This window comes from Peribacillus phoenicis, assembly GCF_047238085.1.
In the GTDB taxonomy this organism is placed as follows: Bacteria; Bacillota; Bacilli; order Bacillales; family DSM-1321; genus Peribacillus.
This window is the reverse complement of sequence record NZ_JBDFMF010000001.1, coordinates 4,237,941-4,255,645: the sequence shown is the minus strand read 5'-3', so window position 1 is coordinate 4,255,645 and position 17,705 is coordinate 4,237,941. Positions and strand designations below refer to the sequence as shown.

General features: G+C 40.2%; 18 protein-coding genes. 16 read left to right on the top strand and 2 right to left on the bottom strand.

All coding sequences use genetic code 11. The features are described 5' to 3' along the window. Positions 1 to 11: 11 nt before the first annotated feature. From ABC374_RS20870 to ABC374_RS20845, 6 genes are all read left to right on the top strand, one after another. On the top strand, positions 12 to 1,118 hold the full coding sequence (locus ABC374_RS20870; RefSeq protein ID WP_413019628.1) for a GerAB/ArcD/ProY family transporter: 1,107 nt from the start codon (positions 12 to 14) through the stop codon (positions 1,116 to 1,118). 270 nt (positions 1,119 to 1,388) lie between these two features. Continuing rightward, positions 1,389 to 2,126: an extracellular solute-binding protein gene (locus ABC374_RS20865; protein WP_413020417.1), complete on the top strand. Its 738-nt coding sequence runs from the start codon at positions 1,389 to 1,391 to the stop codon at positions 2,124 to 2,126. Positions 2,127 to 2,147: 21 nt separating this feature from the next. Beyond that, entirely contained in the window at positions 2,148 to 2,621 is a 474-nt protein-coding gene (locus ABC374_RS20860; RefSeq protein WP_413019627.1) for a COG4315 family predicted lipoprotein, read from the top strand. Between the two features lie 78 nt (positions 2,622 to 2,699). Beyond that, a complete protein-coding gene (locus ABC374_RS20855) occupies positions 2,700 to 3,254 on the top strand; it encodes an RNA polymerase sigma factor (protein ID WP_350300187.1) in 555 nt (184 codons plus the stop codon). Continuing rightward, complete coding sequence (locus tag ABC374_RS20850) at positions 3,255 to 3,977, top strand: anti-sigma factor domain-containing protein (RefSeq protein WP_413019626.1); 723 nt, start codon at positions 3,255 to 3,257, stop codon at positions 3,975 to 3,977. Between the two features lie 269 nt (positions 3,978 to 4,246). Next, a complete protein-coding gene (locus tag ABC374_RS20845) occupies positions 4,247 to 4,942 on the top strand; it encodes a YjjG family noncanonical pyrimidine nucleotidase (RefSeq protein ID WP_350300185.1) in 696 nt (231 codons plus the stop codon). A gap of 90 nt (positions 4,943 to 5,032) precedes the next feature. On the opposite strand, the gene ABC374_RS20840 is transcribed toward ABC374_RS20845, so the two are convergent. Beyond that, positions 5,033 to 6,331 (bottom strand): MFS transporter, encoded by a 1,299-nt coding sequence (locus ABC374_RS20840; RefSeq protein WP_413019625.1) that lies wholly within the window; start codon positions 6,329 to 6,331, stop codon positions 5,033 to 5,035. 451 nt (positions 6,332 to 6,782) lie between these two features. On the opposite strand from ABC374_RS20840, the gene ABC374_RS20835 reads away from it, so the two are divergent. The 3 genes from ABC374_RS20835 to ABC374_RS20825 all read left to right on the top strand — a co-directional run bounded on the left by ABC374_RS20835 (position 6,783) and on the right by ABC374_RS20825 (position 7,864). Next, a complete protein-coding gene (locus tag ABC374_RS20835; RefSeq protein WP_034315231.1) occupies positions 6,783 to 6,962 on the top strand; it encodes an IDEAL domain-containing protein in 180 nt (59 codons plus the stop codon). Positions 6,963 to 7,249: 287 nt separating this feature from the next. Next, positions 7,250 to 7,378, top strand: a complete 129-nt coding sequence (locus ABC374_RS20830; protein ID WP_260359184.1) for a hypothetical protein — start codon at positions 7,250 to 7,252, stop codon at positions 7,376 to 7,378. A 165-nt stretch (positions 7,379 to 7,543) separates the two neighbouring features. Further along, complete coding sequence (locus tag ABC374_RS20825) at positions 7,544 to 7,864, top strand: antibiotic biosynthesis monooxygenase family protein (RefSeq protein ID WP_053533860.1); 321 nt, start codon at positions 7,544 to 7,546, stop codon at positions 7,862 to 7,864. Between the two features lie 725 nt (positions 7,865 to 8,589). Here the strand turns inward: ABC374_RS20825 and ABC374_RS20820 are convergent. Next, positions 8,590 to 9,993, bottom strand: coding sequence for a sigma-54 interaction domain-containing protein (locus ABC374_RS20820; RefSeq protein ID WP_413019624.1), 1,404 nt, complete (start codon positions 9,991 to 9,993; stop codon positions 8,590 to 8,592). Between the two features lie 304 nt (positions 9,994 to 10,297). Here ABC374_RS20820 and speB point away from each other — a divergent pair, with 304 nt between their 5' ends. From speB to ABC374_RS20785, 7 genes are all read left to right on the top strand, one after another. After that, on the top strand, positions 10,298 to 11,296 hold the full coding sequence (gene speB / locus ABC374_RS20815) for an agmatinase (protein ID WP_350300182.1): 999 nt from the start codon (positions 10,298 to 10,300) through the stop codon (positions 11,294 to 11,296). Between the two features lie 100 nt (positions 11,297 to 11,396). After that, entirely contained in the window at positions 11,397 to 12,836 is a 1,440-nt protein-coding gene (locus ABC374_RS20810; protein WP_350300181.1) for a sodium:solute symporter family protein, read from the top strand. Positions 12,837 to 12,860: 24 nt separating this feature from the next. Continuing rightward, a complete protein-coding gene (locus ABC374_RS20805) occupies positions 12,861 to 13,640 on the top strand; it encodes a class II aldolase/adducin family protein (RefSeq protein ID WP_350300180.1) in 780 nt (259 codons plus the stop codon). 90 nt (positions 13,641 to 13,730) lie between these two features. Further along, a complete protein-coding gene (locus ABC374_RS20800; protein WP_413019623.1) occupies positions 13,731 to 14,720 on the top strand; it encodes a D-2-hydroxyacid dehydrogenase in 990 nt (329 codons plus the stop codon). A gap of 157 nt (positions 14,721 to 14,877) precedes the next feature. Continuing rightward, the gene (locus tag ABC374_RS20795) at positions 14,878 to 14,970 is read left to right on the top strand and encodes a putative holin-like toxin (protein ID WP_220126990.1); all 93 of its coding nucleotides are present in this window, start codon (positions 14,878 to 14,880) and stop codon (positions 14,968 to 14,970) included. A 551-nt stretch (positions 14,971 to 15,521) separates the two neighbouring features. After that, positions 15,522 to 16,094 (top strand): TetR/AcrR family transcriptional regulator, encoded by a 573-nt coding sequence (locus ABC374_RS20790; RefSeq protein WP_241594823.1) that lies wholly within the window; start codon positions 15,522 to 15,524, stop codon positions 16,092 to 16,094. 61 nt (positions 16,095 to 16,155) lie between these two features. Continuing rightward, positions 16,156 to 17,583: an MDR family MFS transporter gene (locus ABC374_RS20785; protein ID WP_413019622.1), complete on the top strand. Its 1,428-nt coding sequence runs from the start codon at positions 16,156 to 16,158 to the stop codon at positions 17,581 to 17,583. Positions 17,584 to 17,705: the final 122 nt, after the last annotated feature.

Below are 17,705 nucleotides of genomic sequence, written 5' to 3'. Positions count from 1 at the left end.
GGAGGAAGCAGATGGAGAAAGGTAAAATTTCATCTCTGCAGATGGCATTCATGATGTATCCGACGATTGTGGCAACGGCCATTCTCGGTGTTCCAAGCATCACAGCGAAATATGCCAAAACTGATTTATGGCTGTCCCCCATTTTGGCGTCCCTCATCGGGTTTGCGACGGTGTATATCGCTTATAAACTTCACAAACTTTATCCGAAACAAACGGTTATCCAATTCAGTGAACAGATCATTGGTCGGATTCCAGGGAAAATTCTCGGTTTTTTATTCTTGTTTTTTTATATCCCGATCACAGGGCAAATCCTAAGAAGTTACGGAGAATATATTGTCGACTCTTTTCTGGTCAAAACCCCAATTAGCGTGATCATGGCATCGATGATGCTTCTCTGTGCCATTATCGTACGCGGAGGGATAGAAGTGTTGGGGAGAGCTGCCCAATTGTTTGTTCCCGTTTTTATCATTCCAATCCTCCTCTTAATCATCTTACTGGGCCCTGATCTTCAATTTAAGAATATATTCCCGATATTGGGGAATGGAATTATGCCTCCAATCAAGGGTTCGATTGTACCAGGTGGATGGTTCAGCGAGTTTTTTTTGATGATTTTTCTACTCCCTTTTTTAGCGGATATGAAAAAAGGAATGAAATATGGGATGATGACTGTGTTTGCCGTAATGATGACGTTAGTTGTGGTGAATCTTATCGTTCTTTTTGTACTTGGATCAACAACATCCACAAAGAATTATCCCCTGATGAATGTATCTCGGTACATCAGTTTTGCCGACTTTTTTGAACATTTGGAGTCCGCCATCATGGCCGTATGGATAGTAGGAGCGTTTGTCAAAATTTCTGTGTTTTATTATGCGGCTGCTTTGGGTACCGCGCAGTGGCTGAATCTCTCCGACTATCGTCCTGTTGTATGGCCGATAGGGATTTTGATTGTAGAATTCAGCTTTTGGTCGTATCCTAGCGCTATGGATGTCAGTCGTTTTGATATCATCGCCTTCCCTTTTTATGGGGTTTTGATGCAAACGTTGATTCCTTTGTTATTGTTGGTGATAGCTGTTGTTAAAAGAAATAAACAGAGAAAAAAGGGAAGCAATTCAAGCTAACCTTTTCTGTCACTTGGTTATAGAGACTTGAAAAAGTATGTAATTAAAGTCATGCCCCATTCGAAGAAAGATACTTTTCGAATGGTTTTTTTATGAGAAAAAAGAAGAATAGCTTAATATCACCAGATGTATTTTGCTGAAGGTTAAAAATAATTAACAATTTTTTCAAACCGTTTTGAAGTTTGTCCCGTTATCTATAGTACAAAGGCTTTTTAGAAGGGAGAGAGGAAAGACTTGAAAAAGGTCATTTTTGTTGTGTGGATATCATTGATGCTAGTACTGTTAGGATTTTCACCGGAAATGGTTCCGAAACGGGGGCAAGCTGTTGACGACGTAGTAAAAGTCTATGGACCAGGTGGCCCTCTTGGACCTATCAAGGAAGTGGCGGAACAATTCACCAAAGAAACGGGGATAAAAGTTGAAGTAACAGCGGGACCCGAAGAAAAATGGATTGATCAAGCCAAACAGGATGCAGATATCATTTACGGAGGGTCCGAGTATATGCTAACAGATTTTATGCATGATCATCCGGAGCTCCTTGATGAAAAAGGCCGTACAGAGTTGTATACACGGTCAGCTGGCATCCTGGTTAGAAAAGGAAACCCAAAGAGTATACAGTCCTTGGAGGATTTGACAAAGAAGGGTGTAAAGATTGTGGATGTTAATGGAGCCGGGCAACTGGGGCTATGGGAAGATTTGGCTGGAAGGAAAGGATTGATTCCTGGAATTAGCAGGAATATTGCCATTTCAGTGAAGTCCAGTGCAGAAGCCATCGATCTATGGAAGGCAAATTCTAAATTAGACGCCTGGATTACATATGAATCCTGGCATTACCGTCTGGCGGATGTTACGGACCTGGTTCAGCTCCCTGAGGAAGACAAGCTCTATAGAGGAACCCCGATAAGCATAACGAGTAAGAGTGATAACAAGAAAAAGGCAAAACAATTCATTGATTATCTTAAAACGGAAGAATCCCATCAAGTATTTCAAAACTGGGGATGGAAGTAAATTGACAAGGAGTGAGAGTATATGAAAAAGTGGATGGTATTTTCAGTTTTTATTATGGTCCTAGTTTTGGCGGCAGCATGTGGAAATGAAGCTAATGATTCACCCCAAAATGATGAAGTGGTTAGTGGTACTGCCGATGAAAAAGCAGTAACCCTAAAATTATTGGAAAGTGAAACAACAGGCGAGTACTTGGCTGATTCCAGGGGAATGGCACTTTATTTTTTCAAGAAAGATAAATCAGGAAAAAGCAATTGCACGGATGAATGTCTGAAAAAATGGCCGCCGTTCATGGAAAGGGATTTTGCAGTCCCTGAAGGATTTAAGGAAAAAGACTTTGGAACCATTAAAAGGGAAGATACAGGGGAAGAGCAGGTAACGTACAAAGGTTTTCCGCTCTACTACTTTGTGAATGATAAGTCAGCGGGAGATGTCAATGGCGAAGGTATGAAAAATGTTTGGTATATTGTAAATAACAAGACGGTTTTTCCAAAATAAGAAAAAGGGACGATCAGTGATGGTCGTTCCTGTTACACGTTTTATTCCAAATTTACTGGTGAGGAGTTGCAGGTGCGATTGAAAGAAAAACTTGATAAGGAATTGATGGCATTAGTAATGAAAAAGCATCGTCCTGCTCTGGAAGAACTTTATGACCGGCATATTAAATTAATCTATGGTTTTATTTTTAAGTTCACAAATGGAAATCCTGATAAAACTAAAGAGATAGTGCAATTGGTCTTTTTAAAGCTCTGGACCACAAAAAGCAGCTACAATTCCGAAAAGGGGCACTTTGTAAGCTGGCTTTTGACCGTTACACGAAATGTGTGTGTGGATTATGTCCGTAAAGACAGCGTTCATATTCGGAATAATAAACACATGGACATGAGTCGTCCAATTGACTTAGAAGATCCGAATGATGATATAGAAAATGGGCTATTACACAGTGAAATTGCCAATGCAAAAAGTAAGTTAAGCAAGCCGCAAAAAAGACTGATTGATTTACTATATTGGAAAGGGTACTCGTTAACCGAAATTGCCAAAATTGAAAATGAACCGATTGGTACCATCAAGAGCAGACTTCACCAGTCGCTTAAATTGTTGAAAAAGTATTTGGAAGTAGGTGGTTTGTAAATGAATATAGAGTGCGCTAACCTGCTTTCATTTTTATCGGGTGAACTGGGAGAAAAAGAAAAAAAAGCATTCGCGGAACACTTAACACAATGCTCTGAATGCACTGGGGAGTATGAACAAATGACGGAAGCCTGGAATTCATTGAAATGGGATTTCGAAGAAAAAGAACCTTCTTCTTCCCTGAAATCAGAGGTCATGAATTTTGTCTTTGAGACTGATGATGAAGTTCCAGTGAGAAAGGAAAAGAAATGGAGTCGTTTTTTCTTTAAGCAGTTTACACCAGTAACCTCAGGTCTTTTGTTGGCAGCGCTAGTTTTGGCGTTTGTGCTGTTATATTCCAATATTCAACTGAAAAAAGAGCTTGCGGCCATCAATCTGCCAATGGAGGTTAAAACGTCGCTATCTTTGCAGCCTGCCGATAAGACGGCTGTAAATATGAATACGGACGGTGCAGCATACATTTTGCAGCAAGGAGAAGAAAGACGATTAATCGTGCAAATTCAGAATTTGCCTAGCCTTCAAGAGTCCGAGGTGTATCAGGTGTGGTTGCTGAAAGATGGAAAACGGACAAATGCAGGAACTTTCAAGCCTGATGAAGCCGGCACAGGATCATTGACATACAAACTGTCCATTAAAGATAAATTCAATCAAATTGGCATCACAAGAGAACCAGACTCAAATAGTACAAAGCCGAGAGGCGAGAAAATAGTTGGCTCTTCATAAAAATAAGAGACTTACCCGCAAAGGGGAAGTCTCTTATTTTCTGTTGGTATTTAATAATAGCTGTGCGTTATGGAATAAACGCCATAATCATGAAAGAGTAAATATGATAACAGTTTACCATTAGGAGTCATCCTCTATAAAGAACCATACAAAAAGGATAGCGCCTTTGAAGCTATCCTTTTTGTAGTTTTCCAAGCTTGCGTATATATTTTCCATACTTAATTAAAGGAAATGTGTTAAGTTGGACTAAAATGATTATGGGGGCAGCGATGAAATACGAGATTATCTTATTTGATGTTGATGATACATTGCTAGACTTTGGAATATCGGAAAAAAAAGCACTGCATGAAGCCTTTTTAGAGTTCGGTTTGCCTACAGGGGCGGAGGATTATGCGGGATGCTACCAAGAAATCAGTAAGGTATTATGGCGGGATTTGGAACAGGGGCTTATAGATTTAACAAATCTGGGAGTGGAAAGGTTCAAGCGGTTGTTCCTGAAGCATGGGCTTGATATCGATGCGGATGCGTTCGGCCGTGTGTACCTAGGACATTTGGGAAAGGAAATACATCTTGTGCCAGGGGCTTTGGAGGTTTGTGAGAAGCTTGGAGGATGCCGGCTGGCCATTATTACAAATGGCTTCACGGCAGTGCAGACAGCAAGAATCGGCGGGTCAGCCCTTTGCGATACCTTTGAGACCTTGATAGTTTCCCAAGAGGCTGGGTTTCAGAAGCCTGATAGAGGGATTTTTGATTATGCATTTTCCGAGTTAAAGATCACAGATAAATCGAAAGCGTTGATAGTGGGTGACTCCTTGACTTCAGATATACAGGGCGGCTTGAATTATGGAATGGATACATGCTGGTACAATCCCCATCAAAAGGTTAATAATCTGGGAATCAAGCCCACCTATGAAATCCGGACGCTTACTGATCTTTTGGAGATTGTAGGCAGTAAACAAGTATAGAGAGGTATATGCATTCTAAAAAACAGAGGCCGCTTGTCCGAGTGATAGGACGTGCAGCCTCTGTTATTACTCATGCCAGAGATTTTAGAATCAGTTCAAATCCAGCTCATGTGGTTTGAGTGTTTGATCCTTTTCTCTCCTTCTGCTGAAATGCGGTGATAATATACAAAGTGCCAGGGAAATCGCGAGACCTGCCATCATGAATCCGCCAAATACCAAAGGGGATGGGCCATATGAATCCGCCATGGTGGTCCAGATGAGCGGACCGAAACCTGCAATGGCTGCCGCAACCTGATAACCGACGGATAATCCAGTATAACGGACTTTGGCTGGAAAGAGCTCCGAGAATAATGTCCCTTGTGTAGAAAAAATGGCTCCCCAGATGACGCCGAGTACAATTGCCTGCATAATGTAGAACCAGCCGACTCCACGCCCAATCATTGTGAAATATGGGATGGCCAAGACGAAAAGGAGAATAAGGCCCCCAAAATAGATGATTTTTCGATCGACAAAATCTGAAATGTAACCAATGATAGGAATGGTAACTAGCATTGTAGCGCAACCAATCGTTAAGCCGGTAAGGGCTGAATCTTGGGAATAACCAAAATACAGTGTAGTAAAGACGAGAACATAGGACATGATGAATACATTGAAGAACCCATCCCCAATCTTTAGTCCGATCACTTGCAGCACACTTTTCCAATCGTGTTTCAACGTTTCAATAATGGGAACTTTCGCAAGATCGCCGCTATCTTTCTGCGCTTTAAATTCCGGCGTTTCTTCAATGCCACTCCTTACCCAGATTGCCAATCCGATCAGTACACCGCTTAAAAGGAATGGAATCCGCCAACCCCAAGATAAAAATTGGGCATCGGTTGTCAAGGAACTAATAAGGGTTAGGCTGAAAGAACCGGCAACCAAGCCGATGGGGACTCCTAGTTGGGGAATAGATCCATATAACCCACGGACACCTTTAGGAGCAGATTCCGTTGCCAATAGGATGGCTCCGCCCCATTCACCTCCCAAGGAAATTCCTTGAATCAACCTCAGCACCACCAAGATGGCGGGGGCGGCCAACCCAACCTGGGCATAAGTGGGCAGAACACCGATTAGCATTGAACTCCCTCCCATACCAATAAGGGTGAACATGAGTGCTGCCTTCCGGCCGATGCGATCGCCCATATGACCGAACAGGATGCTGCCGATTGGACGGGCTGCGTAACCAGCCCCGAATGTGACAAAGGCGAGAAGAAGTGAAATCGCTGGATCATGATTGGGAAAGAATAGAGTTGTAAAAACCAGGCCCGTTGCTGTCCCGTATAAATAGAAATCGTACCACTCAATAACGGAACCAGCTAAACTAGCGAAAAGAACTCGACTTTTTTTCATGATAAATGCTCCTTTAATGCTAAGTTTTTCATCAAAATCGTTTTCAACAATAAATAAAGCCGAAATGAACAAAAATGATGGTTAATGAATATAAGTAAAAAACTGGATTATTTAGATTATTTTAGAGGGCTTATCCATACCGGTCAACATATTTCTGACTTTTCTGAAAAAATGAAGCGAATAACATAGCTCCCTTTACCTGTAATGGAATATAATTAATTCTAAAGTAATGGAAATAAACGATTCGATCTTCCTGGATAAAATGAATAAAATGAAAATGTTTTACTAATTATGAATCATAATATTTAGAATTTTTATGTATAGAAGGATGGCAAAGTGGAAATCATGTGGATAAGGAAAAGAAAAAGAGGAAAGGATAAGATTTTAATAAATAATAATAATCTCCAAGTTATTTAGTATAATAGAAAAAAGGTTAAGGAGTTGGTTTCGTATGGAGAAGCAATTGCCAGGAACATCGCTTGAACCTGAAGAGATGGCTGAAATGGTTTTAAAAAAGGCCCTTAGTGATTACCGGAAAGCACAAATCGAAAAAGAAATCGATGACTCATTAAGAAATCGTGATAAGGAAGAGTTCCTGCGTTTAACTGAAATATTGAAGGGGATTTCCTGAAATTTTATTCTCTGTAAACAAGACAAGTAGTTATGATATGGAACGTACACTGAAAAGCCAGCACAGCTGATAACCATAAATATGCTGAAGAGAAAACATTATCTGGAACATACTAAGTAAATAGCAATCTATAGTATTATAATATTTTACATTGTAAGCGCTTTCTTGTATAATCAAATAAAGATAATGATGGAGAGAAGAATGTAAGTGCGCTAATGGCAGGATTCACAGGTATTAGTGGCTGAAAAGTTTATGCACCGGGACAAAAACTATAAGGGGGAAAAGTTATGAAAAAGAATGGAGTGTCGTTAGTTGAATTTGTTCAGGAGGATCGATTCGAACTCAGCTCCTACATTACTTCTTTATTTAATAAACTGAATGACTACGTTCCCAAAAGTCTTAAAGATAAAAGGTGAATGACAGTAAAAAATGGATCAGGAAGATATGATAACTTCCTGATCCATTTTTTTTGGATTTTGAGTTTTAAGTAGTGCACTTAAGTCGAAGTCTCAATAATGACAATGAGAATCGTTATCGAATAAAATGATTCATTATAAGTATATCGATTGGAGTTGTTCATATTGTTCGTCCAGATGAGAAAAATGGTGGTAAAAGAAGGTAATGCAGAACAAGTAGTAAAACGGTTCAGTGGGGAGGGGATCATAGAAAAGCAGGAAGGGTTCATCGATTTAAGTGTGATGGTGAAAAAAGTGCGCCGCGGGGATGAAGAGGTCATCATTATGATCAATTGGGAGTCAGAGGCACATTGGAAGCAGTGGGAAAAGAGTGAAGCCCATATCGCAGGCCATAAAGCGAACCTTGGGAAACCAAAGCCTGAATATATCGTCAGTTCGGAAGGATCATTATATGAAGTGAAAGCTATAAAAAAGGCAGTGAAATAACCGACTATAAGCTAGCCTGTTTCAAATTCGGTACAATAGAAAAGATATTTCCTAAGTTACTGGGTGGAATATCCCATTTCTCAATCATCGTGTTAGCATAAGGATGCGGAATGGTTACCGTTTACATATAATAGCTTACCTTCACTAAAAATTCAGGCTCCCATTATGGGTGCCTCTTTTTGTTGATGAAATCATCTCGGGACAGGTTATGTAATTCCTATTCTGCTGATATAGTAAAATATCTTTTGTTTTCAAAAATGGAGACAATCATGGAAATGTGAAGAAAAGGGGAGCAGGAAGTAACAGGTGCAATTGGAGCAAAGGGAATAATGAGCTACTGGATCAACCGGTACAACAGGAGAAGTGGGGGCAATCGGTTTACGCTTCCAAGTAACCAAAATTCAGGGTCATTCACAGTGAATGGAACCAACACTGTGTTTCCGTTCCTGTGACAGGTCGCTAACAGTTGGGGTGGGGCAGGAGCTTCACTGATGATCATTCGGTTGAATTAATGTAAGCTTTAGCATTAATAATTTGGAAATGTGATATTTGTGAATCCCATTCAATTTGAATGTGGATTTTTTTGATTAAATGTTTATATCACAGGTTTCACTTCAAGAATTGCCGGCATATAAGGTTTCAAAAAGCGCCCTTAGCTTGAATAGCATCTATGACTATACGCTAAGGACCTATCATGGTTTACAGGGATTCTAGTCCAGATGAATTTACAAATACTTTTTGTATTTCTTTAATTTATAGATGACTGTTGGCTGGCTGATGCCCAAATGTTCTGCCATTTCGTATGTGGTTTTACATTGTTTCCATGCTTTTGCAATCAGTTGCCTTTCAACCTTTTCCAGTGTCTTCTTTAAATCGAAACTCTCTTCACATTCCTGTTCGATTGCCAGGAATGTGGAATCTTCAGGCTGTTCTATTTGCCCTGTGATGGATTGGGGAAGGTGTTCGGGAAATATAATGGGCTCTTCTATGGTCAGGATTAACCGTTCAATTAAGTTTTCTAATTCCCGTATATTTCCGGGCCAATGATAATGAGTCAAAACTTCATAAGTCGATGGATGGATTTTTTTGAATTTCTGGTATTTATCATTGGTTTTCTGTAAGTAATGCTGAATTAAGAGAGGGATATCTTCTTTACGTTCATGTAATGCCGGTATTTGGATGGGAATCACATTCAAACGATAAAATAAGTCCAATCTGAACTTACCTTGACTTACCATCTCCTTCAAATCTTGATTAGTTGCTGCAACCAGGCGGAAGTTAATATGGTTTTCTTTTTTTCCGCCGATGCGCTTTATCTTTTTTTCCTGTAATACTTTCAGTAATTTAGCTTGCATGGCAAGTGGGAGTTCACCGATTTCATCTAAGAAAAGAGTCCCGCTGTCAGCCTGCTCAATCAGGCCTTGCCTCCCTTGTTTATTTGCCCCTGTAAATGATCCCGGCTCATAGCCGAATATTTCTGATTCAAACAAACTTTCAGGTATCGTGCTGCAATTCACTTCGATAAAAGGTTCTTTCTTTCGGTTGCTTTGGTCATGAACAGCACGGGCAAAAGTGCTTTTTCCTACCCCGGAAGGTCCTAATAAGAGAATCGTGGCATCGGTTTTTGAAACATTATGGATCGTTTTTAAAATATGCTTCGTTTCATTACTTCTGGCAATCAAATAATGGTAATCCAGTTCCTTTTCTCTTAAATCCTCGACTTCCGTTTGATAGCCTTTTATTTTTCGTTGTAATTGCTCAAATTGATCCTGCAATTGCAAAATCTCGGTTTGATCCTGACCATAGCTGATTACCCTAACGAGAAGTCCTTCCTTATTAAAAATGGGATAGCCAGTCGACATGACAACATGACCCGTTTTAGTTTCTTGCATTATGCGCTTAGCTTTCTTTTCTTTTAAAACAATCGCATTGATGGAAGGTGTGAGAAGGCCTTCACTTTCTAATTGATAGACGGAGGTACCGATATAAGAGTCACTTTCCATACCATAAATCTCCCAAAGCTTTGGGTTGGAATATAAAATGATCCCATCTTGATCGGTAATGAGAATGTTATTATTCGATGTTTCAATAATCTTATTTAGTTCTTCCTCCAGCATATCATCGTACATAAGTTACGCTCCTTTGGGTTTTGGGATCATGTTTAATTAAAATATAAATCAAAAAGTCGAAATAATCAAAAATTAAATTAAAAAACAAGAAAATGATTAAGTTTTTAATCAATTGAATGAAACAAAATAACGAAAAGCCTCATATACCACAGCAAAATAGTTGGCCTGAATCTTGCTTATGTAATAGATAAGAAGAGAATTTCCATAGCCATTCTATTAGAAAAGATGGAAGTTTGTAGGAACAGCTGCAATTGCAGTGGAGTGAAAAAAATTACGGCAGAATTAGATTTTAGGAGGATGTTACATGATGAAGTATCAACCGAAAGACTCATTCAAATCACCCCGTTTTTGTGGAGTGCGTACGTTTATGCGGCTCCCATTTGTTGAACGGGTAGATGAACATATGGATTTTGTCATTACGGGGATTCCTTTTGATTCCGGGCAATCATTTAGAACGGGTGCGAGATTCGGACCAGAGGCCATTCGCGATTTTTCAATCCTTTTACGTCCTTATAATCCAGAACAAGATATTAATATTTTTGACTATATATCAGGAATAGATTATGGGGATATTCCGATCATTCCGGGGTATATTTCTGAAACATATAAAAAGATCGAAGAAGAGCTTACCCCCGTCATTGAAAAAGGGATCATTCCCATTTCATTGGGAGGCGATCATTCCATTACACTAGGGGAGTTACGTGCGATCGTTAAAAAACATGGACCTGTTGCCCTGCTTCAATTCGATGCTCACTCTGATACTTGGGATAGTTATTTTGACCAAAAGTATAATCACGGAACCGTTTTTCGCCGCGCAATAGAAGAGGGTCTCATCGATGTATCGCGATCTCTTCAAATTGGTATGAGGGGCGGTCTGTACGGACCGGAAGATCTTCAGGATGCCCGGGATTTAGGTTTGGGCGTTTATACGACAAACGATTATAAACGTATCGGGGTCGAAAAGATGCTGGGGGTCATTCATGAGCGTGTTGCGAATGGTCCGGTTTTTTTATCTTTTGACATTGATTTTTTAGATCCGGTCTATGCTCCGGGAACGGGGACCCCTGAAGTTTCCGGTGCCAGCATTGATGATGCTTTGGCCTTAGTGAGAGGCTTGACGAATATAGATTTTGTTGGATTCGATCTTGTTGAGGTTTTACCATCATACGATCACGGACAAATCACGGCTGCCGCAGCCGCTAATATTGTCTATGAATTCATCACACTCATCGCTCTCGCAAAAAAAGGGAAACTGGAGAAAAAAGAGAGAGTCGGAGATTTGGAAACCCAATTTAACAAATAGTTTCTTCATTTAACTGTAAAGAAGGAAGGAATCGGTGAAATCCTTTCTTCCCTCTTTACAAAGCGATAAGAACAATACAAGCCCAAAAGGAGATGTGTACATGCATATTTTGGATATATCGATCATGATTCTATATTTTTCTGTTTTAATCATTGTGGGAGTAATCGGATCCAAACGGGCAAAAACAGCAGATGATTTCATTGTGGCAGGACGTAATCTTGGTCATTTTATGTATTTATCCTGTTTAGCTGCTGTGATATTAGGGGGTGCTTCTACTCTAGGAACAGCAAAGTTAGGTTATCAGTTTGGGATATCCGGTATTTGGCTAGTGGTGATGATCGGGCTCGGCATTATCGCTATCGGGTTGTTTTTAACAAATAAGATATTTAATTTAAAAGTATTGACGATCAGTGAAATGCTTGAGAAGCGTTACAACTCTCAGACAAGATTGATCAGTGCCCTTGTCTCTGTTATCTATACATTCATGCTGACTGTAACGCAAGTGATTGGGATGGGGACAATTTTACATGTTTTGGCCGGCTGGAATTTAACGGTTTCCATGATTGTCGGGGGTGGGATCGTTTTATTTTATACAATATTAGGAGGTATGTGGTCAGTCACCATGACTGATGTCGTGCAATTCGTCATCATGACGATCGGCATTTTCTTTATTATGCTTCCGATGAGCATCTCTAAGGCAGGAGGGTGGGGCTCGCTTAAAGAAAATCTCCCGGCCTCACATTTCGAGTTAGGCAACATTGGCGGAGAGACGATTTTTCAATATTTCCTACTATTTACTCTAGGGGTAGTTGTTGGCCAAGATATTTGGCAGCGACTTTTTACCGCACGAACCAAAGCTGTTTCTCGTGGCGGAACGATTGGAGCGGGACTATATAGTGTTTTTTATGCGATTGCAATCAGTATCATTGGAATGTGCGCTTTTATTATCCTTCCTGATTTAGGCGATCCCCAAAATGCATTTACCAGTATAGCGATGGAAACTTTACCTGCTGGCCTATTGGGGGTTGTCATTGCAAGTGTGGTATCGGCCCTAATGTCCACAGCTTCAGGAACTTTGCTTGCTTCGTCCACTTTAGTTGTTAATGACATCATTAAAAAATATATCGGTCCAAAAATGAGTGAACGACAATTTTTAAAAACATCCCGAATTACAACTTTAACGATTGGTGTATTGACCATAATCGTTTCGATATGGATTCAAGATATTTTAGTTGCATTGGATGTAGCTTACGCTATTTTATCCGGTGCTGTGTTCTTTCCGATCATCCTTGGTTTCTTTTGGAAAAGGGTCACGGCTACAGCAGCATTTTACTCAATTCTGGCCAGCATGATCGTTATTATTGTCGGATTGGTGATTAATGGACCTTCCTCCACTCAACCAATCCTGTACGGGCTCGCTACTAGTTTTGTCGTCATCACTACGATCACTCTCCTAAGTCCGAATAATGATCACAGAAACAAAAGTGAAGTAAAGCAAGATATAAAGGGTAAAGCTGACATGGACACAATGGCTAATTGATGGTTCGGCAAAAAAACGGAAAAATTGAGGAGGAAAGTAAAAATGACAAAGACAATTTCCCTGCAACCCGCAACATTCAATACATTGGAAGAAGAGCGCATTCACAGGAAGGAACGGTTGGCAGCTTCATTCCGTCTTTTTTCAAAGTTTGGTTTCGATGAAGGGATAGCTGGCCATATTACGGTCCGTGATCCTAAATATACAGACCATTTCTGGGTTAATCCGTTTGGGATGCATTTTAGTCAAATTTCCGTTTCGGATCTTATATTGGTCAATCATAAAGGTGATATTGTAGAGGGTGAACATTCTGTGAATGGTGCTGCCTTTGCCATTCATTCTGAAATTCATAAAGCGCGACCGGACGCCATTGCAGCGGCACATGCTCATTCAGTCTATGGAAAGACATGGTCTTCCTTAGGGAGACTGTTAGATCCGATTACGCAAGATGCCTGCCAATTTTACAGAGATCATGCATTATTTGATGATTTTACTGGTGTGGTTTATGCATCCGAAGAAGGGAAACGCATTGCTAAGGCTTTAGGTCAATACAAAGCTGTCATCCTCCGCAACCATGGATTGTTAACTGTAGGCCAGTCTGTAGATTCAGCTGCGTGGTGGTTCATAACGATGGAACGTTCATGTCAAGCACAGATAATGGCTGAGTCTGTAGGTAAGCCTATTTTTATAGACGAAGAGTATGCAAAGTTAACGGCAGAACAAACGGGAACGGAATATGAGGGATGGCTGAGTTTTCAGCCTCTTTGGGACAGAATCAGAAAAGAGCAACCAGATTTCTTGAAGTGACCATAAAGCAAGGCATGGTATAAGCCGCAACGGATTGCTTTCCCATAAAAGAGGGAAAAAGGTATCGTAGGTTCTTGAGGAGGTTTTATAATGTCCGGTTCTAAGAAAACAGCACCTTCACTTTATATAAGGGTCGATATACCGGAAAAATACATCAATCAGTTTAAGGAGTTTTGTTCAGAAGTTGTTGTCGAACCATGGGAATTTGGTGAACCTGAACCACAGCCAACAGTTGATCTATCGAAGTTTGATGTCATTTATACGCTGGGGCTTCATGATAATCTTAACATTATAAAAAAAGCTCCAAAGATTAAATGGGTCCATTCAGACACTGCTGGAGTGGAGGCCATGCTGAATGAAGATATACAAAATAGCGATGTCATCATCACCAATGTCAAAGGCTGCACATCTGTCCCGATAGCGGAGCATACAATTGCGATGCTGTCTTCGTTAGCAAGAGGTGTACCGACAATGATCAGAAATCAAATAAACAAAACTTGGGATGAAATTCCTGTGAAAGATCTCGAGAATGCGACAGTGGGGATAATTGGGTATGGTGATATTGGTTATGAGATAGCAAAGAGATGTAAAGCACTGGGTATGACCGTTATTGGGTGCCGCCGGAATCCCTCCAAGAGGAACACAGAATATGAACCTGCTGATTTGATAATGGGAATGGATCAAGTGGATGAGGTCCTTTCCAGGTCCGACTTTGTCGTCTTGGCCCTTCCGTTTACAAAAGATACATCATACTTTTTTAATAAAGAACGCTTAAATAAAATGAAAAAAGGCAGCTATGTAATTAATGTCGGCCGAGGTAATACGATTGTTGATGAAGATTTAATTCATTCCTTGAGCAATGGACACATAGCAGGTGCGGCTCTAGATGTGTTTGAAGTAGAACCTTTACCTAAGGACCACCCTTTCTGGCAGCTGGAAAATGTCATGGTTTCCCCACATAATGCTTACAACTCTTCCAAACACTTAGATCGGGTAATGGAATTATTCCTGAAAAATTTAAAGCTTTATTCTGACGGTAAACCCCTAATGAACGTTGTAGAAAAAAAACTTGGTTATTAACAGTAATCGATCTTTTGAAAAGGAAATTCGAATGGAGTACAAGGGCAGACCCTGATTGGGTTTGCTTATTTTTTGTTTAAAAGCCACTGTTTCATCTTTTTCTTGTATAGGACAATCTCTGATCAGGAAAAGCTGGATATAAGGAGGCGATGTATGAATGGGTACTTTCGAAGTTATTTCCCTGATGCTAAGCTTTGGCATGTTTGTAATTGCTATTCTTGATTTCAAAAATCATGACAAGAATCCTTGAAGATATTGAGGCAGGCCGATGTGTTTGAATAATAATGGAAGCGTTTTAAAAAATGCCGGTTTTTTATAAGAAGGTATTGATTTTCTCGAGTTTTTAAACTTGCAGAAAACACCATTAGAAGGTGTTCTTCAGGCTGTAGACAAACTCGATGAAAACTAAGTTTGCCTGCAGTTTTTTAATTCAAAAGTTCAGTTGATTTCAGAAATCGACCCGCTGTACTGTCTTGGGCTGTTGACGCAGTTTATCGACCTAAACCACACTTTATTCAGCCGTTCACGCGCAGTATTCGACCTACCTCGCACAGTATTCGACCGTTGAAGCACTATATTCGACCGTTCACAAATTTTTTACACCTACACCTTATTATTCGGAATCCGAACACCATTTTGTCAACAAACTGGAGAACACCATTAGGAGGTGTTCTTTTTTGTTTCCAATGAGTTTCAATCGCATATTCCATGCATACATAAGTATCATCTTTGACAAAACAATGATATACAAGTATAGTCTCTAATAGACCGGTTGATATAATTTTAAGGAGTGATCCAGCTATGGCAGAGAAACGAAACTCTAAAGACATTCTTATTGAAGCTGCTTCCCGACTTTTTCGAATACGTGGATATTATGGTGTAGGGCTTAAGGACATTATTGAGGAAAGCGGAATCCCAAAAGGTTCTCTGTATCATTATTTTCCGAAAGGCAAAGAAGAATTGGCGATAGAGGCGATTATTCATACAAAAGAATTCGTGATAGATGAAATTCAACGGGGCTTTGATGAAATCGATGACCCCATCAAAGCCATTCAGGCTCATATTTTTCAATTATCAGAGGTATTTGGTGATAGTGAAAATCTATTAGGACTGCCAATCGGAACGATTGCAGCAGAAACATATACGACGAGTGAGCAGATAAGAACGGCCTGCCAAGAAGCGATAGAAGATTGGCAATCTATATATGTGAAGAAATTACTCGAGGCGGAATTCAGTGAGAAACGGGCAAAAGAATTGAGTATCGTAATTAATGCTTTAATTGAAGGCGGTATCCTTTTATCCTTAACGGCGAAAAGCGGGGAACCTCTCCATGCCATTGCCGAACAGATACCATTATTGCTGATAAATAAATAAGTCATACGGAAAAATTATCTTAAGCTTAGGTCGAACAGTTAGTAATTGGAGGAAATATTTTATGTCTACAGATGCAACACAGCAACAAAAAACAGTCATTAGAACGACTCCCATTTTAATTGCATTTTTAATTGCAGGGTTCATTGGGTTATTCAGTGAGACGGCATTAAACATGGCGCTGGGCGATCTAATACAAGAGTTCAATGTCAGTCCTTCCACCGTGCAATGGCTGACAACGGGTTACCTATTAACATTGGGGATATTGGTTCCCGTTTCGGGACTCTTAATTCAGTGGTTCAATACTCGTCAATTATTCATTGCCTCAATGGTGTTCTCCATCATTGGGACGCTCATTGCAGCAATTGCACCTGGGTTTGGCATCTTGATGCTAGCCCGTGTCATCCAGGCAATCGGAACGGGTCTTTTATTGCCTCTCATGTTCAATACCATTTTATTGATTTTCCCTATTCATAAAAGGGGAGCGACGATGGGATTGATGGGGCTGGTAATCATGTTTGCCCCAGCAATCGGGCCGACAGTTTCAGGTTTGATTATCGAAAACTTGAAGTGGAATTACATTTTCTGGGTGTCTTTGCCGTTCTTTGTGATCGCTTTACTATTCGGTCTCAAATATATGCAAAACGTTTCAATAATCACCAAACCTAAAATTGACGTACCATCCATTATTTTATCGACCATTGGTTTTGGGGGTATTGTTTATGGCTTTAGTATTGTCGGAGAGCAAGGATGGAGCAATGTGATAGTTCTATCTTCGATCATTGTTGGACTTATAGCGCTATTCCTGTTTGCTGTGAGGCAATTCAACATGGATAAACCGATGATAGATTTGCGCGTTTTTAAATACCCGATGTTCACGTTAGGGTTAATAACTGTCTTCATCACCTTCATGATCATCATGTCATCCATGATTCTCTTACCGCTATACCTGCAAACCGGGCTTGCATTAGCTGCGTTTTCTGCTGGGCTGGTACTATTACCGGGTGGAGTGCTTAATGGTATCATGTCTCCGGTTACAGGGCGCATTTTTGATAAGTTCGGGCCAAGAGGGTTAGTGATCCCTGGCTTCATTATCATGATTGTCATGTTATGGACCTTGACGAACGTAACGACTGAAACGACGATCATTATGGTAGTCGTCATGCATTCCCTCCTTATGATTGGTGTTTCGATGGTCATGATGCCGGCCCAGACAAATGGGCTGAATCAACTGCCGAAAAAACTTTATCCGGATGGAACGGCTCTAATGAATACATTGCAACAAGTATCAGGGGCCATCGGTACAACCGTTGCCATTACAATCATGTCAGCATCCCAAAAAAGTTATATGGCAAATGCAGAAGATCCGTTCGATCCATCTGCCATTAGCGGTTCATTGACTGCAGGCGTTCAAGATGCCTTTATTTTCGGTCTTGTTCTTGCAATCATTGGTTTGATCGTGTCTTTTTTTATCAGAACAGCAAGAGACTAATAAGATATTAAAATAAATTAGCCAGCAGGGAAAAGAGTATCTCTGTCTGGCTTTTTCATTGGTCTTTATTATCATATTTTATCAAAAGATCTAAAATCAGAGTGAATTATTTGAAAATTAAC

Coding starts and splice junctions, on each gene's coding strand:
- ABC374_RS20870 (WP_413019628.1), top strand. CDS start 12: ATGGAGAAAGGTAAAATTTCATCTCTGCAGATGGCATTCATGATGTAT.
- ABC374_RS20865 (WP_413020417.1), top strand. CDS start 1,389: ATGCTAGTACTGTTAGGATTTTCACCGGAAATGGTTCCGAAACGGGGG.
- ABC374_RS20860 (WP_413019627.1), top strand. CDS start 2,148: ATGAAAAAGTGGATGGTATTTTCAGTTTTTATTATGGTCCTAGTTTTG.
- ABC374_RS20850 (WP_413019626.1), top strand. CDS start 3,255: ATGAATATAGAGTGCGCTAACCTGCTTTCATTTTTATCGGGTGAACTG.
- ABC374_RS20845 (WP_350300185.1), top strand. CDS start 4,247: ATGAAATACGAGATTATCTTATTTGATGTTGATGATACATTGCTAGAC.
- ABC374_RS20840 (WP_413019625.1), bottom strand. CDS start 6,331: ATGAAAAAAAGTCGAGTTCTTTTCGCTAGTTTAGCTGGTTCCGTTATT.
- ABC374_RS20835 (WP_034315231.1), top strand. CDS start 6,783: ATGGAGAAGCAATTGCCAGGAACATCGCTTGAACCTGAAGAGATGGCT.
- ABC374_RS20830 (WP_260359184.1), top strand. CDS start 7,250: ATGAAAAAGAATGGAGTGTCGTTAGTTGAATTTGTTCAGGAGGATCGA.
- ABC374_RS20820 (WP_413019624.1), bottom strand. CDS start 9,993: ATGTACGATGATATGCTGGAGGAAGAACTAAATAAGATTATTGAAACA.
- speB (WP_350300182.1), top strand. CDS start 10,298: ATGATGAAGTATCAACCGAAAGACTCATTCAAATCACCCCGTTTTTGT.
- ABC374_RS20810 (WP_350300181.1), top strand. CDS start 11,397: ATGCATATTTTGGATATATCGATCATGATTCTATATTTTTCTGTTTTA.
- ABC374_RS20800 (WP_413019623.1), top strand. CDS start 13,731: ATGTCCGGTTCTAAGAAAACAGCACCTTCACTTTATATAAGGGTCGAT.
- ABC374_RS20795 (WP_220126990.1), top strand. CDS start 14,878: ATGGGTACTTTCGAAGTTATTTCCCTGATGCTAAGCTTTGGCATGTTT.
- ABC374_RS20790 (WP_241594823.1), top strand. CDS start 15,522: ATGGCAGAGAAACGAAACTCTAAAGACATTCTTATTGAAGCTGCTTCC.
- ABC374_RS20785 (WP_413019622.1), top strand. CDS start 16,156: ATGTCTACAGATGCAACACAGCAACAAAAAACAGTCATTAGAACGACT.